This window comes from Sulfurimonas sp. HSL3-2 (assembly GCF_039645965.1).
Lineage (GTDB): Bacteria > Campylobacterota > Campylobacteria > Campylobacterales > Sulfurimonadaceae > Hydrocurvibacter > Hydrocurvibacter mobilis.
On the sequence record NZ_CP147917.1, the window covers coordinates 586,057 to 601,896 of the forward strand.

The following is a 15,840-nucleotide window of genomic DNA, read 5'->3' on the forward strand; positions in this document are numbered from 1 at the left end:
AGTTTTGAACAGATATTACAGTTATCCGCCTACACTTGAAGGCAGTGATAATAAACGTGAAGAGATACGCAGATACTTTCATAACAGCTATGATATGTTTGAGAGACTTTTCGATCTTTTAAAAGATGATACGGTTTTCTATAAACAATCAGAACCCTCACGCCATCCTATGATATTTTACTTCGGTCACACAGCGACCTTCTTTATAAATAAACTCATACTTTCAGGCATCATCAAAAATCGGGTCAATCCTGAGTTTGAGTCGATCTTTGCGATCGGTGTGGACGAGATGGTATGGGACGATCTGGAAAGCTCGCATTACAGATGGCCTAAAGTAGAAGAGGTCAGAGCGTACAGGGCTAAGGTCAGAGAGATTGTTGATGAACTTATATCGACACTTCCATTGTCCCTGCCTATAAAATGGGATGATCCTTTTTGGATCATCCTTATGGGGATCGAACATGAACGCATCCATATAGAGACATCTTCGGTACTGCATAGACAGATGCCTATAGAGTATATAAAAGAGGTCGAAGAGTTTGATATCTTCGAAGATGCAAAAAGCAGTTACCCGCAAAATGTGATGGTCGGTATAAGCGGCAACACACTGACTCTTGGAAAAGATTTTGATCATCATCTTTACGGATGGGATAACGAATACGGAACCCTTACATGTAAGGTCGATGATTTTAAAGTCTCAAAGTTTTTGGTAAGCAACGGCGAGTTCTTGGAGTTTGTAGAAAACGGCGGTTATGAGGATGCGACCCTTTGGGATGAAGAGGGTCTGAGATTTCTACAGATCAAAGGTGCCAAGTATCCTGCTTTTTGGATCAAAGAGGGCGATGAGTTGAAGTACAGGACGCTAAGCCGTGTCATAGAGATGCCTAAAAACTGGCCTGTCGATGTCAATGCCCTTGAAGCGCAGGCGTACTGCAGGTATATTTCAAGACGCGACGGTGTAACATACTCGCTTCCTAGCGAAGCACAGTGGTATAGACTCTATGAGTATGCTGATCTGAAAGATGTGCCGGATCTTGATGACAAAAAAGCCAATATCAATCTTTCTCATCATCTTTCAGCCTGCAGTGTGGACAGGTTTGCGTTTAAAGATATCTATGACGTCATCGGTAATGTCTGGCAGTGGACGGATACGCCGATAGACGGGTTTGAAGGGTTTAAAGTCCATCCTGCATATGATGATTTTTCCACGCCTACTTTTGACACGAAGCACAATATCATAAAAGGCGGCTCTTTTATCAGTACGGGAAATGAGATAATGAAACATTCCCGTTACGCATTCCGCCGACATTTTTACCAGCATGCAGGCTTTAGATATGTCATAAACTCGACACAAACAGAAGAGAAAGAACCTGATATCTATGAAAGTGATGAACTGGTATCTCAATACTGCGAGTTTCAATACGGTGAAGAGCATTTCGGTGTTAAAAACTTTGCGGTCACATGTGCAAAAAGAGCGGCGCTCTTAGCGGTGAACAAGACAAAAGCACTTGATCTGGGTTGTGCGACCGGACGTGCTTCGTTTGAACTAGCAGAGCATTTCGATGAGGTAGAGGGAGTCGATTTTTCAGCGAGATTCATCTCCGTTGCGACAAGACTCAAAGATGACGGCTACATTGCGTATCATGCAAAAGAGGAGGGTGATCTCTTCCGTTTAAAAAGAGTCACCATAGAGGATCTTGGATATGATCACATCAAAGAGAAAGTGATGTTCTGGCAGGGAGACGCCTGTAACCTCAAACCGAACCTTCACTCTTACGATCTGGTGATGGCGACGAATCTGATCGACAGGCTTTACAACCCAAGACTCTTTTTAGACACGATAGACACCAGACTGAACAAAGACGGTGTTCTTGTCCTGACATCGCCGTATACATGGCAGGAAAGTTCGACTGAAAAAGAGTTTTGGCTTGGCGGATACAAAGATGAAGAGGGCAATGAGATAAGAACGATCGATAATCTTAAAAAAATACTAGAAGATAGATTTGAGCTTATATACCTGGAAGATATCCCTTTTGTCATACAAGAGACGGCAAGAAAGTATCAGCACACGATCTCGCAGATGAGTGTATGGAAAAAAAGATGAAGTATGATTTTTCTACATCGGCAAAACGGGAAAACAGCAATGCAGAGAAATACACTTTAAGAGAGAAGCTTTTCGGTAAAAACGACGTGCTGCCTATGTGGGTGGCTGATATGGACATAGATACGCCGCCTTTTATAATAGAAGCTTTGAAAAAAAGACTGGAACACCCGAACTTCGGATATGAAGAGATGCCCTCATCTGTTTATCAGGCGCAGATAGAATGGATGAAAAGACATCACGGCATCACATTTGAAGAGAAAGAACTTCTTTACTCCCACTCGGTCGTTGCGAGCATCAATGCAGCCATTGAAGCCTTCAGTGAAGAGGGTGAGAAGGTCATCGTCCAAACACCCGTTTATCCGCCGTTTTTTAAAAGCGTGACACACCATAACAGAAAGGTGCTGTTCAATCCTCTTAAAAGAGATGAGAGGGGAAGATATACTTTTGATGTAGAAGACCTGATCTCAAAGATCGACAAAGAGACAAAGCTTCTGCTTCTGTGCTCGCCTCACAATCCCGTAGGTCGTGTTTGGAAAAAAGAGGAGCTTGAAAGGATCGCAGAGGTCTGTTTAGAGCATAATGTAGTCGTCTTTGCCGATGAGATACACAGCGACTTGGTCTATGCACCCAATAAGCATATTCCCTTTGCAGGCTTAAGCGATGAGGTGAGAGATATCACTGTTACGGCGTTGGGTGTCGGAAAGACATTTAATCTTGCGGGTTTCGCCATCAGTACCGTTGCGATCTCAAATGAACTTTTGCGCCAAAAGTTTAAAAAAGTGTATGATAATATACATTTTGCACAGGGGACTACGCTCGGGCATGTGGCTATGCAGAGTGCTTATACAGACGGTAATGAGTGGCTTGAAGAGTTAAAAATCCATCTGCTGAAAAATAGTACGATGTTAATGGATATTTGCAAGAAATATAATGATAAAATTTCGTATATCCAACCTGAAGGCACATATCTGGCATGGCTTGATTGTTCTAAAATGGGGTTTGGCGATAAAGAGCTGAGAGATTTTTTTATAAACAGAGCCGGACTGGGGCTTTCTCCGGGGATCTCGTTTTCAAAAGAGGGAAGCGGATTCATGCGGTTGAATTTTGCTGTATCGACACAGATCATGAAACAGGCTATGGATCAATTGGATAAGGCATTGGGAGCAATGAAATGATAGAAATAAATTGGGAAGAGTTTAAGCTGCATAAGCAGGCAAAGTTTTTAAAAGAGAATGATAAAGACAACTTTGATATCTTGATAGATTTTTTAAGAAGCTACTACAAGATAACAAGTGTGAATGAGATATTTGACACGATAAGTCAGGACGAAGTCGGTAAGCTGATGCTGCAAAAAAGAGAGCTGACGGATATTGAGCCTTTTGAGAAATATCTCTATAAAGATATAAAGTTTTAATGGATAAAAATTTAGAGAAGATCATCTCTTTTTTGGATGAACACCATACGCTCTCTCTTGCTACATGTAAGGATCACGAACCATCTTCATGCACACTCTTTTATGCTTACGATAAAGAGCAGAACAGCTTTATCGTTGCGTCTGACATAAAGACAGAACATATTCAAAATGTTTTAACAAATACAAAAGTATCAGGGACCGTGCATCTTGAAACCGACGTTGTGGGAAAGATACAAGGTGTTCAGTTTAAAGGTGAGATGCTTCCATGTAAAGATGAGAAAAAGATCTACTTGAAACGATTTCCTTACGCTTTGGCTATGAATCCTACGCTTTGGCGTATCAAGGTAGACTTTTTTAAGATGACGGATAATAAGCTTGGGTTTGGAAAGAAACTTATTTGGGAGCGGGAGTAGGTTTTAGGGTGAAAAACGAGCAATCGGCTCCGCTGCTCTGTTTGACGACTAAAGAGGGTATCATCTTAGACTTGAATCCGTAAGCTTTGCATCCATGCGGCTGCGCAGCATTCCATGTCACATAATAGTAAGCACATCTACGGCAATTAATACGTTGCATACGATCATCTTCTCTTTTTACAAAATTTTATCATATAAAAAATAATAAACCCTAGGTAATAATCTTTTTATTAATAAGTCAGTAGAATACAACAATAGTTTTTTAAAGGTTAATGATGGATAAGATATTAATGATGCTACAACTGCAACAGCAGTTAAACGACTCTACAAACGGTGAAAACTGGACGGAAGGTCTTACAAAAAACGGTAAAGAGATAAACTGGAAAAGATGTATCTATATGGAGTGTGCCGAGATGATCGACAGCTTTTCATGGAAGCACTGGAAAAACATATCACAAGAGCCTGATTGGGACAACCTGAAGATCGAAGTCGTTGACGTATGGCATTTTATTATGAGTCTTGCTATCGAAGAGTATGCAAAGAACATGCGCGGTCAACTAGAAGACCTGGCACAGCAGCTCTCAGAAGTCCCATCTTACCAAATAGTGAAAAACCCCAATGATTCGTTTGCCACGCAAAAAGAGATAATTGAAAAAGTAGAACTTTTGATGATAGACGCGCTAAATCGTAAAAGTCTGGATATCTCAAATATGGCAAACGACTTTTTTGAATTAGTCGTGATGAGCGGACTTGATATCACGACTCTGTACCGTTTATATGTCGGAAAAAATATACTTAACCAGTTCCGCCAAGATCACGGATACAAAGAGGGTACATATATAAAAAATTGGAACGGCGTGGAAGATAATGTTATAATGAAACGTATCTGGGAAGAAAACGGCGATATACAGCCCGCAGTTCTATATAAAAAGATGCAGGAAGTTTATGATAAGTTAGCATAGAGACGAATGATCTTTTTGGACTTATAGACACAACATAAATGACTAAATAGCAGATGAGCAAGTTTATCTGTTATGAGAAACAAAGATAGGTGATAGTATGGAAAATTTTTTAAAAGAGGCAAAACAATCAAGTAGAGTTCTGAACGAACTAAGCGGAGCAGATAAGAACAGGATTTTGCGTGAGATGGCTAATTCTCTTCGTTCAAATACGATGAATATTATCGAGGCCAATGCTCTTGATATGAAAGATGCGGATGCAAACGATCTTTCATCTGCTCTGAAAGACAGACTTTATCTTGATGAAAAACGTATCGAAGCGATGGCTGTTGCCGTTGAGGAGATAGCAGCTTTAAAAGAGCCTGTCGGGCGCATACTTGACGGATGGGTGACAGAAGACGGTCTTAAAATAGAGAAGGTCTCGATCCCTATCGGTGTTATCGGGATCATCTATGAATCACGTCCAAACGTCACAAGCGATACGGCAGCACTTTGTTTTAAAAGTTCCAATGTCTGTGTATTAAAAGGCGGGAAAGAAGCAGAAAACTCTAACGTCGCTATTGCTGAAGCATTAAGAGGGGTGTTAGAAAAGAACAACCTTCCAAAATCGATGATCTCTCTTCTGCCTGATTCTTCACGTGAAGGTGTGGCAAAACTGATCAAGATGGATAAGTATGTCGATCTTATCGTTCCTCGCGGCGGCGAAGGACTGATCCGTTATGTAAGCGATAATGCTACAGTCCCAGTCGTAAAACACGATAAAGGACAGTGCCATACTTATATCGATAAAGAGGCAGATATAGATAATGCCATCGATATAGCTATAAATGCAAAAGTACAGCGTCCGGGTGTGTGTAATGCGATGGAGACTCTTTTAGTCGACAAGGCAATAGCAAAAGATACTCTGCCAAGACTTAAAGAGGCTTTTGATGAAGCAGGGACATCACTTAAAGGATGTACTTCGACTCAAGAGATCATCACCGTGACACATGCGACAGATGAGGATTTTGATACTGAGTATCTGGCGAATATATTAAATATAAAAGTAGTCGACGGGGTAGAAGGTGCGATCGAACATATCGTAAGATTCGGTTCTGGACACTCTGAAGCTATCATCACACAAAACGTCACGACCGCAGAGAAGTTCTTAAACTCTATCGATGCAGCAGCGGTATATCTAAATGCCTCTACTAGATTCACTGACGGCGGAGCTTTCGGTTTTGGTGCCGAGGTCGGTATCAGTACAAATAAACTGCATGCCCGCGGACCGATGGGCATCGAAGGTCTAACGACATACAAATACAAGATATACGGAAGCGGTCAGATACGTTGAAAGAACAAGTGTTACATGTAAAGGATCTGACTTTCGGATACAGCAAAGATAAACAGCTTTATAATGATTTTTCTTTATCTTTACATGTAGGCGAGATAAAGGCGATCGTAGGAGAGAGCGGGGCAGGAAAGTCCACTCTTTTTGAGCTGATCCTCGGAAATCTAAAGCCTTATCATGGAGAGATCACAGCTATGCGTGTCTCACAGGTGTTTCAAGACCCCTACAGCTCTTTTCATCCAAGTTATAAGATCATTGACCAGATAAAAGATGTAGCAGATACAGAGGGGATCCAGGTATATTTAGACACGATGAACCTAGAGATGATGCAGCTGCAAAAACTTCCGCATGAGCTTTCAGGCGGACAGCTTCAGCGTGCTTCGATAGTAAGAGCACTTTTGATGAAGCCAAAACTTCTGCTTTTGGATGAGCCGACGTCGGCGCTTGATAATGTGATCCAGTTAGATGTCATGAAGATGCTTTTAACACAGCTGCCAAATATGGGGATGCTTTTGATCACTCACGAGCTTGAACTGGCTTCGTGGTGTGCAGATGAGGTCATAAAGATCAGTTAGCAGTGTGTATGAAATACTTTGCTAAGTAGAATCCCCCGCCTGCCATAAAGACTGTACCAACAGCATTAAGTCCCATATTTATAAGTGCCAGACCGATACTCCCACCCTCTAAAAGCATAAAACTCTCTATCGCAAATGTAGAGTAGGTCGTAAGCGCTCCGAGTATCCCTGTTGAAAGAAAACTCTTTACATGTAAAGAAAAAAATGTGGTGTACATAAAGTAAGCCACAAGAATGCCCATAATGAAACTTCCTATGAGGTTTACGCCAAGTGTCCCGTAAGGCAGATCGTGAGGCACTCTGTGAGAGATGACTCCGTTTAGATATGAACGCAGGACAGCTCCGATAAAGCCGCCGCTACCTATTGCCAGTATTGTTTGCCAACTCATCATCGTACACCTTTTGCATCTTAGTTCTTAGATCATTCAGCCACTCAGGATCATTTTTATCAGCTACAAACGAATCTAAAAATATCGCTTTGATCTTCTTTGGCCTGTAGTAATACTTTTTTATATTGTAGCACGATGATGTCGCGATAAAGACCACAGGCTGAACGCGTAGTGCATATTTATCAGCTACTATCTTTGCGCCGGGCTTAAACTTGAGCATCTTCCCTGCTGTCGTCCTTGTGCCTTCAGGAAAGATCGTTATTACCCTTCCTTTGTCAAGTCTGTCTTTACTTGCTTTTAGAAGTTTGACAAGTGAGCTTTTACTTTCGCGTTCTATGGGAATATCTTCAGGAAGACGAAGTGTAAGTCCGAAAAACGGTATGTCAAAAAGTTCTTTTTTTGCTACCCACGCCAGATCTCTTGGGCTTAACAGCTCCATTAAGGCGATATCGAGGTCACTTTGATGGTTGATAAGAAACATCTGAGCCTGCGGATCCTCTTTACCGACTTTTTCATAAGACCAAAACGTAAAAAGTTGTATAAATCTTGAAGCTATCTTTTGAGCTTTTGGTTTTGGAACAAGTTTAAATATCGCTATCATCAATGCCATAGCGGTAAATATTATGAAAGTGGCGTATGCCCAACTAATTCGAGCAAATATCTTCATTACTAACCCATCCGATCTTATTATTATCTAGTTTTATTTTTTTGTATCCCTTTGTAGTACCTTCTACTTCAAGATAGTTCGTTACAGGCAGCTGTTCAAAGACAGTACCGTTTTTTAATGGAAGCAGATATATATTTGACCCCTCTTTAACACAGATGATCTCCGATGGTCTTATCGAGAAGATGATATATGCCGCAGGTATCGTCAATACAATAAGATAGATATATTTTTTCTTCCAAACTATCAAGAGCAACAAAACGACAAAAACAGCAGCCGCAGCCATGATCTTTATCTGCGAGAACTGCTGGTCTTTAGGCCTAAGATCACTTTGCGTCGTGACTCTGTCATCATCTACGACAACAGGAAAAGATATCTTTTTAAATCTTTGCTCTTGAAGATTGAAATATGAGAATGTAAAGTTCTCGATATCTTTTTTGATGATCGCATAATATGTGACTTTTGGGCTCATAAAGTTATTGTCAAGCGACTCGATACCCTGTTTAGCAACGTTGTTTATATGAATATCAGCCAGATCGCTTCTTGAAGCAACAGCGGTAAAAAGGACAATATTATAGTTTTTATTGTAACTGGTGATCTTATAGTTTGTTATATTAAAAGAATCAGCAATAATATTTGAAAAATTGTCTTTAGGATTCAGTGTGATGACATTAAGTTCCTGCCCTTTAAGCGTTGTTGTCGCAGGGTATTCATTACCGTTTGCATCTGTAGCAGTTGCTATAAAGTTTGGTAAAACTGCAGTGCTTTTTTCAGCTTGAAAGTAAAAAGTATCATAAAAATATTTTCCGACTTTTGTATGGCTTGCAGTCTCATCTATGAGATTGACACCACTGCCGTTTTCAAATGTAAAAGAGATGTTTTGATAGTCTGATTTTGTAGATAGTGATTTGATTGTGATAGGAAATATTTCGCCGTTGATGACTCTTTGGGGTACAGCATCATAAGACAGATAGATGATCTTTTGGCTTACTACTGTAGTGTCTTCCGGTTCAAAGATAGTCTCATCTTCGGCATATGAAAAACCGAAGATAAGAAAGATTGCAAGTATAAAGCGTATCACGCGCTTAAAAATCCCTCTAGCATTTTTACTCCGTCGTCACTTCCAAGAAGTACTTCCATTGCACGTTCAGGGTGAGGCATAAGACCAAATACGTTTTTCTCTTTGTTACAGATTCCTGCGATAGAATCAACAGAACCGTTAGGATTTGAGATCTCACCGTTTGCATCAGTATATTTTAAAAGAACCTGGTTGTTTGCATAAAGCTCTTTTAGACCCTCTTCATCTATGTAGTAGTTTCCGTCGTGGTGAGCGATCGGAACATTTACGACATCATCTACATTTAGTTTTTCCAAGAAGGTATTATCGTTAGATACGACCTTTAGATGGTGGTGACGAGAGATAAAGTGAAGTTTGTCATTTCTCTTTAATGCGCCAGGAAGCAGTCTAGACTCTGTTAAGACTTGAAATCCGTTACAGATCCCCAGGACTTTCCCACCCTTGTTAGCATACTCTTTGACAGCTTTCATAATAGGAGAAAACTTAGCGATAGCACCGCTTCTTAGATAATCTCCGTAACTAAATCCCCCGGCAACGACTACTAGGTCTGTATCAGCAGGAAGAGATTCCTCTTTATGCCAGACAACTTCTGTATCGGCACCCAGTTTTTTAAATGCATAAACTGTGTCATATTCACAGTTCGTTCCCGGAAATTGCAGTATCGCTACTTTCATTTTATAAGCTCTATGTCGTAATCTTCGATGACTGTGTTAGCAAGAAGGTCTTCACACATTTTCGTTACTTCTTCACGCGCTTTGTCATGATCTTCAGTATCAAGTTTTAAAACGATCTGTTTTCCGACTCTGACATCTTTGATCCCTTCGAAATGAAGTGAATCAAGAGCGTGGTGAACGGCTTTACCTTGAGAATCAAGTACACCGTTTTTTAGAGATATATTTACTATTGCTGTCATTTTTATTTTCCTAATATTCTATTTAAAACTTCTTCATAAGCTACTTTTAGTCCGCCTAGACCTTGACGAAAACGGTCTTTATCCATTTTCTCACCTGTTGCTGCATCCCAAAAACGGCAGTTGTCAGGAGAGATCTCATCTACAAGGATGATATTTCCGCTGCTGTCTTTTCCAAACTCTAGTTTAAAGTCGACAAGATTCAGACCTTTTTCTGCAAAGTATGGACGCAGGATGTCATTGATCTGTCTTGCCATACGACGGATCTTATCAAGTTCATCTTGGAAATCTACAAGTCCAAGTATCAAAGCGTGCTGATCATTGAGTTTAGGATCACCAAGATCATCGTTTTTGTAATCAAACTCGACTAAAGTAAATGGAAGGACTTTCCCGTCTTCAATACCAAGGTTCTTACTTAGACTTCCTGTCGCGATATTACGTACGATAACCTCAATAAGGATAACATCAACTCTCTTATGTAACATATGATTGTCATCAAGCATCTTTACAAAGTGAGTTTGAATACCCTTTGATTCAAGAAGCTTGAACAGTTCAGTAGAGATCTTATTATTAAGAGCACCCTTGCCGGCTTCACTCGACTTTTTTAGACCATTGAAGGCAGTTAGATCATCTTTAAACTCAGAAATAACCAAATCTTTGTCATCTGTTGTAAACAGTTTTTTAGCTTTTCCTTCATAAAGAAGTTCACGTTTTTCCATTTTTATTCTATCCTTGTGTTATGATTAATGCTTTGATTATGTCAACAGCTTCTTTTAGCTGCAGGTCTTTATGCAACTGTTCTGTTGTGATTATTTGATCTTTCGGTTCTTTTTCCGTATCTTTCGTTACAGCTTTGCCGGAGTCTTTTTGTAACTCTTTTTCAAGATGTTTTTTAAGATCCGCTTCTTTTATCATAAACTCATTGTCTTCAGTTTTTACTTCACCAGCTTCTACTTGTATATCTGGCGTGACACCTACAGCTTGGATCGTACGTCCGCTTGGCAGGTAATATCTGGCAATTGTAAGTTTGATAGCTTCATCTTCTGAGATAGGAAGTATAACCTGAACACTTCCTTTACCGAAACTTTTCTTTCCTACGACAACTGCACGTTTATGGTCTTGAAGCGCACCTGTGACGATCTCTGATGCACTGGCACTTCCGCCGTTTATCAATACTACCATAGGCATATGCGTGATAGTCGCACTGGAAGTTGCACTATACACTTTGTTTTCAGATTCAGTACGTCCTTTTTGTGAGACGATAGGACCTTTGTCTACAAAAAGATCGACAAGTCCGACAGCTTGGTCTAGCAGTCCTCCAGGATTGTTTCTAAGATCCAGGACTATTCCTTTGTCTTTGTTCTTAAATTTGTTGATCGCTTTTTTGACACCCTCAACGACTTTCTTATCAAAACTTGTGACTCTTATATATAGTATGTTGTCAGATATCTGTTTTGTATATACAGATTGTATCTTGATATTTCCTCTGATAATATGTACATGTAAAGGTTTTGCTTCGTTTTTTCTGACTATCGTGATGTCGATAGGTGTTCCGACTTTTCCGCGCATAAGATTGACAGCGTCATCGATCGTCATATTCAGTGTCGATTTATTATTGATCTTTAAGATGATGTCTTCTGCTTTTAAGCCTGCTTTGTCTGCCGGAGTCCCCTCGATAGGTGCGATAACTGTAAGTGCACCGTCTTTCATACCGACAGTGATACCAAGACCGCCAAACTCGCCGTCTGTTTGTACTTTTAGACTGTCAAAGCTTTTTTTATTTAAAAATGTAGAGTGTGCATCAAGGTTTGTCATCAATCCTTGAAGAGATTTGTCGATAAGTTCCTGAAGAGTGACATCATCGACATTGTATTGTTCAACAATGCCCAAAACTTTGGTGAATTTTGCTAAAGCTTGAAGTCTAGACTCTTCATTTGTAGGCTTTTGCGGAGTAGTCGCAAAAAGTGATGTAGAGTATAATAAACTAAGTGCGGCCGCCGTCGTGATGAAACCCATAGTAAGAAATTTTTTATTTAGCATTATTTACCTAGCAAGTGTTGAATTTTAAGATCGGATATTATACTTAAAACTCATTTACATAACAATAAATTTGCTAAGCAGTTGTAAGATTGTTGATCGTTATGAAAATAGACTAAAAGAACTTGACAACAACTGACTCAATTAGATATAATTTTTCATCTTTAAGAAAAAAGGTTGAAAAATGAATAATATTTTTGAAAAACTAACACACAATATGACTCAAGCCATTGAATCATCTATATCACTGGCTTTACACAATAAAAATATGGAAGTCGATCCCGTACACTTTTTATGGGCACAGCTGACAAATACAAACTCTGTTTTAAATCAGGCATTTAACAAGATGAATGTCGACAAGACAGCGATCGAGCTGGATATAAAAAGTATGGCAAACAAGTTTCCTACATCTTCATCGGTGAGCAAGGAAAATATAAAACTATCTAAAAAATTTGTAGACTCACTGCAGCGCGGTGCGGGAGAGATGACTAAAAACGGGGACTCGTTTTTAGCTGTTGACAGCTACATCATCGCAAATCTGAATGAATCGCCGTTTAAAGAGATAATCGCGAAATATGTAAATATAGTAGATCTTACCAAAACGCTTGAATCGTTCCGTGCGGGGCAGAAGATCGAGTCTCAAACGGCTGATGAGAACCTTGAAGCGCTTTCAAAGTATGGAATAGATCTGACAAAAGAAGCGGCAGAGGGCAAACTCTCACCTGTTATCGGGCGTGATGAAGAGATCAACCGTGCAATGCAGATACTTATCCGTAAGACAAAGAACAATCCTATTCTCTTAGGGGAGCCGGGTGTCGGAAAGACTGCTCTTGTGGAGGGGCTGGCACAGAGGATCTATAACAAAGAGGTTCCTCTTTCATTACAAAACAAACGTGTTATCGCTCTTGATATGAGTGCGCTGATCGCGGGTGCAAAATACCGCGGGGAGTTCGAAGACAGACTAAAAGCGGTCATCGATGAAGTGAAGCAGAGTGCGAACATCATCCTTTTCATAGATGAGATCCATACCATAGTAGGTGCGGGTGCAAGCGAAGGAAGTATGGATGCTGCAAACATTCTAAAACCCGCCCTTGCACGCGGTGAACTACATACCATCGGTGCGACTACTTTAAAAGAGTATAGAAAGTATTTTGAAAAAGATGCGGCGCTTCAAAGACGTTTTCAGCCTATCAGCGTGAATGAACCGACGGTCAATCAGGCGTTACAGATCCTTCGCGGTATCAAAGAGAACCTTGAAGCTCACCATAACGTGACCATCATCGACTCGGCGCTTGTCGCAGCGGCAAAACTGAGTGAAAGATATATTACTGACAGGTTCCTGCCGGATAAAGCGATAGACCTTATCGATGAGGCAGCGGCTGAGCTAAAGATGCAGATTGAGAGCGAGCCAAATGCACTTGCATCCATAAAAAGAAAGATCCAAGAGCTTAATGTCGAAAGAGAAGCTCTAAAAATGGAAGAATCGGTAGCAAACTCTAAAAGAATCGAGGAGATCGCAAAAGAGCTTGCAGATGCCGAAGAGGAAAAACGTGCGTTAGAGTCTCAGTTTAACCATGAAAAAGAGATATTTGAGAAGATCGCAACGATCAAATCGGATGTAGAAGCGAAAAAACGCGAAGCAGAAGCGGCAAAAAACAGCGGTGATTATAACAAAGCTGCAGAGATAGAGTACGGTGTCGTTCCAAAACTTCTTGAAGAGGAAAAAGCACTGCAGGAAAAATGGACAGAGATGCAGAAAGAGGGAACGCTGCTTAAAAACAGCGTCGACGAAGATGCGATCGCTTCGATCATCAGCAGATGGACGGGAATCCCGGTCAATAAGATGCTTCAAAGCGAGAAAGAGAAGATCTTACATGTAGAGGATGAACTTAACATCTCGGTTATCGGTCAAGAGCGTGCGACACATGCCGTAGCGCGTGCTATCAAGAGAAATAAAGCGGGACTAAGCGATAAAAACAGACCGATAGGAAGTTTCCTTTTCCTAGGTCCAACGGGTGTCGGAAAGACTCAGACAGCTAAGACATTGGCAAAATTCCTTTTTGATACAGAAGAGGCTATGGTCAGAATAGATATGAGCGAGTATATGGAGAAACATGCCGTTTCCCGTTTAGTTGGAGCGCCTCCGGGGTATGTCGGGTATGATGAAGGCGGACAGCTTACTGAAGCGGTACGCCGTAAGCCTTACAGCGTCGTACTTCTAGATGAAGTGGAAAAAGCGCATCCGGATGTATTTAACATTTTGCTTCAAGTGCTCGATGACGGACGTTTGACGGACAATAAAGGTGTAACGGTAGACTTTACCAACACTATCATCATCATGACGAGTAACATCGCTAGCGATAAGATCATGAGTTTAAACAGCGACTATGACAAGATGCAAGATGCTGTTATGGGTGAGTTGAAGATGGCCTTTAAACCGGAGTTCTTGAACCGCTTGGATGACATTGTTATATTCAATCCGCTTGGAAGTTCTCAGATCAAAGGGATCGTGGATCTGTTCTTTAGCGAGATCGAGGCGAAAGTCGAAGAGAGAGATATCAAGATCACTCTTACAGATGGAGCGAAAGAGCTTATTGCCGAGGCTGGATTTGACCCTGTTTATGGGGCTAGACCGCTTAAACGCGCACTTTACGAGATAGTAGAAGACAGACTTGCAGACTTGATCCTGGGCGGAGAAGTAGAAGAGGGCTCAAGCGTTACTTTTGATGCAGAAGCCGGTGAGATCAAGGTCACTGTATCATAAGCCTTGCTCATGTTCCGTATTAATAAATAAAAAAAGGGTTATAATTTCTTTATGAAAATAATAACTTTAATATTAGCAGCTTATATATCTTTGATGGCATGTACTGGGGATTGTCTCACATGCCATCCAAACCTCGTACCGACCATAAAAGAAGACACCAGACACAAACCGATGCTTACATGTATAAAGTGCCATCCGGCAGATCCCAAGAAGATGGCGGATTGTGGAAGTGACTGTTTTGCATGTCACAGCATGGAGAAGATAGACAGACCAAACATTGCCGAGCATAAAGTGATACGCGGGTGCAGGGATTGTCATATGAAATTAAACAAGGAGCTTCTATCAGCTCCCGTACAGCAGTCAGTACAGCAGCCTTTAAAGCAGTTCTTGAATTTTTAAGCGTAGAGACTTTTTATCGCAGTGTCAAAATTTTTGAGAGTCTTTTCTAGAAGTTTTTGAGCTTCGTCAAATACTTTATTGATATCTTTTATGTTCTTTGCCGCTTTATCAAACATATCGACGATACTGTTTTTTGTATAGTTCTTCGTATTTTGATCTTTTGAACTCATCGGTTCAAATATATCCGAGACCTGTTTTGCTATCTTACTTATAGGTGAGGTCTGATCGCCGTTGTCCAGCTCTTTCATATACTTGTCTATATAGGGCTGTGCTATCTTCATTAAGTTTTGGATCTCTTTTTTGTCCTGTTCGTCAAGTCCGTTACCTTGGATGGAAAAGTGAAATGACTGCATCGATGAGAAAGAGAGTGAGTCTTTTGTCCCGTTTTGATTCTCTTTATGGCTCATAGAGAGGTTTTGTTCATTTGAAAAATCCATCTTTATAACGTCGCCGCTGGATGTCTTCATCATAATGTTTAGGTCATGTGATCTATATGCATCTAATGCAAAAGAGTTGTTCATAAAAAGTCCTGCAATTTTATATATTATAGAACTAAATCGGCGGTTTTTCTCTTTTATTTACATATAAGCGTTCCTTTTATGAAGCTTAACCGATATTTAAGTAATATTTTTGTAACATTGCGGACTTAAATTTTAATAGAGGATTTGGCATGAAAAGAACATACCAACCGCATAGTACACCACGTAAGCGTACTCATGGTTTTAGAACTCGTATGGCTACAAAGAATGGTCGTAAAATTATCAATGCACGTCGCGCTAAAGGTCGTAAATCATTGACAGTTTAA

General features: G+C 40.4%; 19 protein-coding genes. 10 read left to right on the forward strand and 9 right to left on the reverse strand.

Features of this window, described 5'->3' with window-relative positions:
• Positions 1–4: 4 nt before the first annotated feature.
• Genes ovoA through WCX87_RS03020 form a run of 4 tightly spaced genes read left to right on the forward strand, consistent with a single transcriptional unit; the run spans position 5 to position 3,931 of the window.
• Positions 5–2,104, forward strand: a complete 2,100-nt coding sequence (gene ovoA, locus WCX87_RS03005; RefSeq protein WP_345980559.1) for a 5-histidylcysteine sulfoxide synthase — start codon at positions 5–7, stop codon at positions 2,102–2,104.
• Positions 2,101–3,279 (forward strand): pyridoxal phosphate-dependent aminotransferase, encoded by a 1,179-nt coding sequence (locus WCX87_RS03010; RefSeq protein WP_345980560.1) that lies wholly within the window; start codon positions 2,101–2,103, stop codon positions 3,277–3,279. The genes ovoA and WCX87_RS03010 overlap by 4 nt, the downstream gene beginning before the upstream one ends.
• Positions 3,276–3,518: a hypothetical protein gene (locus tag WCX87_RS03015; protein WP_345980561.1), complete on the forward strand. Its 243-nt coding sequence runs from the start codon at positions 3,276–3,278 to the stop codon at positions 3,516–3,518. Before WCX87_RS03010 ends, WCX87_RS03015 begins: the two co-directional genes overlap by 4 nt.
• The gene (locus WCX87_RS03020) at positions 3,518–3,931 is read left to right on the forward strand and encodes a pyridoxamine 5'-phosphate oxidase family protein (protein WP_345980562.1); all 414 of its coding nucleotides are present in this window, start codon (positions 3,518–3,520) and stop codon (positions 3,929–3,931) included. Before WCX87_RS03015 ends, WCX87_RS03020 begins: the two co-directional genes overlap by 1 nt.
• Here WCX87_RS03020 and WCX87_RS03025 read toward each other — a convergent pair.
• Positions 3,912–4,091 (reverse strand): uracil-DNA glycosylase, encoded by a 180-nt coding sequence (locus WCX87_RS03025; RefSeq protein ID WP_345980563.1) that lies wholly within the window; start codon positions 4,089–4,091, stop codon positions 3,912–3,914. The genes WCX87_RS03020 and WCX87_RS03025 overlap by 20 nt on opposite strands.
• Positions 4,092–4,206: 115 nt before the next feature.
• Here WCX87_RS03025 and WCX87_RS03030 point away from each other — a divergent pair, with 115 nt between their 5' ends.
• From WCX87_RS03030 to WCX87_RS03040, 3 genes are all read left to right on the forward strand, one after another.
• On the forward strand, positions 4,207–4,893 hold the full coding sequence (locus WCX87_RS03030; RefSeq protein ID WP_345980564.1) for a dUTP diphosphatase: 687 nt from the start codon (positions 4,207–4,209) through the stop codon (positions 4,891–4,893).
• A gap of 97 nt (positions 4,894–4,990) precedes the next feature.
• A complete protein-coding gene (locus WCX87_RS03035; RefSeq protein ID WP_345980565.1) occupies positions 4,991–6,223 on the forward strand; it encodes a glutamate-5-semialdehyde dehydrogenase in 1,233 nt (410 codons plus the stop codon).
• Positions 6,220–6,795 carry an ATP-binding cassette domain-containing protein gene (locus WCX87_RS03040; RefSeq protein ID WP_345980566.1) on the forward strand — a complete coding sequence of 192 codons (576 nt, stop codon included), beginning with the start codon at positions 6,220–6,222 and terminating at the stop codon, positions 6,793–6,795. The genes WCX87_RS03035 and WCX87_RS03040 overlap by 4 nt, the downstream gene beginning before the upstream one ends.
• Here the strand turns inward: WCX87_RS03040 and crcB are convergent.
• The 7 genes from crcB to WCX87_RS03075 are packed head-to-tail and all read right to left on the reverse strand — an operon-like array spanning position 6,788 to position 11,875.
• A complete protein-coding gene (crcB, locus tag WCX87_RS03045; RefSeq protein WP_345980567.1) occupies positions 6,788–7,183 on the reverse strand; it encodes a fluoride efflux transporter CrcB in 396 nt (131 codons plus the stop codon). The genes WCX87_RS03040 and crcB overlap by 8 nt on opposite strands.
• On the reverse strand, positions 7,152–7,850 hold the full coding sequence (locus WCX87_RS03050) for a lysophospholipid acyltransferase family protein (RefSeq protein WP_345980568.1): 699 nt from the start codon (positions 7,848–7,850) through the stop codon (positions 7,152–7,154). Before WCX87_RS03050 ends, crcB begins: the two co-directional genes overlap by 32 nt.
• Positions 7,828–8,928 carry a hypothetical protein gene (locus WCX87_RS03055; protein ID WP_345980569.1) on the reverse strand — a complete coding sequence of 367 codons (1,101 nt, stop codon included), beginning with the start codon at positions 8,926–8,928 and terminating at the stop codon, positions 7,828–7,830. Before WCX87_RS03055 ends, WCX87_RS03050 begins: the two co-directional genes overlap by 23 nt.
• Positions 8,925–9,599, reverse strand: coding sequence for a phosphoribosylformylglycinamidine synthase I (gene purQ / locus WCX87_RS03060; protein WP_345980570.1), 675 nt, complete (start codon positions 9,597–9,599; stop codon positions 8,925–8,927). The genes WCX87_RS03055 and purQ overlap by 4 nt, the downstream gene beginning before the upstream one ends.
• Entirely contained in the window at positions 9,596–9,838 is a 243-nt protein-coding gene (purS, locus tag WCX87_RS03065) for a phosphoribosylformylglycinamidine synthase subunit PurS (protein WP_345980571.1), read from the reverse strand. Before purS ends, purQ begins: the two co-directional genes overlap by 4 nt.
• Positions 9,839–9,840: 2 nt before the next feature.
• Positions 9,841–10,554 carry a phosphoribosylaminoimidazolesuccinocarboxamide synthase gene (gene purC / locus WCX87_RS03070; RefSeq protein ID WP_345980572.1) on the reverse strand — a complete coding sequence of 238 codons (714 nt, stop codon included), beginning with the start codon at positions 10,552–10,554 and terminating at the stop codon, positions 9,841–9,843.
• Between the two features lie 7 nt (positions 10,555–10,561).
• On the reverse strand, positions 10,562–11,875 hold the full coding sequence (locus WCX87_RS03075; protein WP_345980573.1) for a S41 family peptidase: 1,314 nt from the start codon (positions 11,873–11,875) through the stop codon (positions 10,562–10,564).
• Positions 11,876–12,056: 181 nt separating this feature from the next.
• On the opposite strand from WCX87_RS03075, the gene WCX87_RS03080 reads away from it, so the two are divergent.
• Both WCX87_RS03080 and WCX87_RS03085 read left to right on the forward strand, forming a co-directional pair.
• Positions 12,057–14,636, forward strand: a complete 2,580-nt coding sequence (locus tag WCX87_RS03080; RefSeq protein WP_345980574.1) for an AAA family ATPase — start codon at positions 12,057–12,059, stop codon at positions 14,634–14,636.
• Between the two features lie 51 nt (positions 14,637–14,687).
• A complete protein-coding gene (locus WCX87_RS03085; RefSeq protein WP_345980575.1) occupies positions 14,688–15,035 on the forward strand; it encodes a hypothetical protein in 348 nt (115 codons plus the stop codon).
• Here the strand turns inward: WCX87_RS03085 and WCX87_RS03090 are convergent.
• Complete coding sequence (locus WCX87_RS03090) at positions 15,032–15,556, reverse strand: hypothetical protein (protein ID WP_345980576.1); 525 nt, start codon at positions 15,554–15,556, stop codon at positions 15,032–15,034. The two genes, WCX87_RS03085 and WCX87_RS03090, sit on opposite strands and share 4 nt — an antisense overlap.
• 149 nt (positions 15,557–15,705) lie before the next feature.
• Between WCX87_RS03090 and rpmH the strand changes: the two genes are divergently transcribed.
• On the forward strand, positions 15,706–15,840 hold the full coding sequence (gene rpmH, locus WCX87_RS03095; RefSeq protein WP_345980577.1) for a 50S ribosomal protein L34: 135 nt from the start codon (positions 15,706–15,708) through the stop codon (positions 15,838–15,840).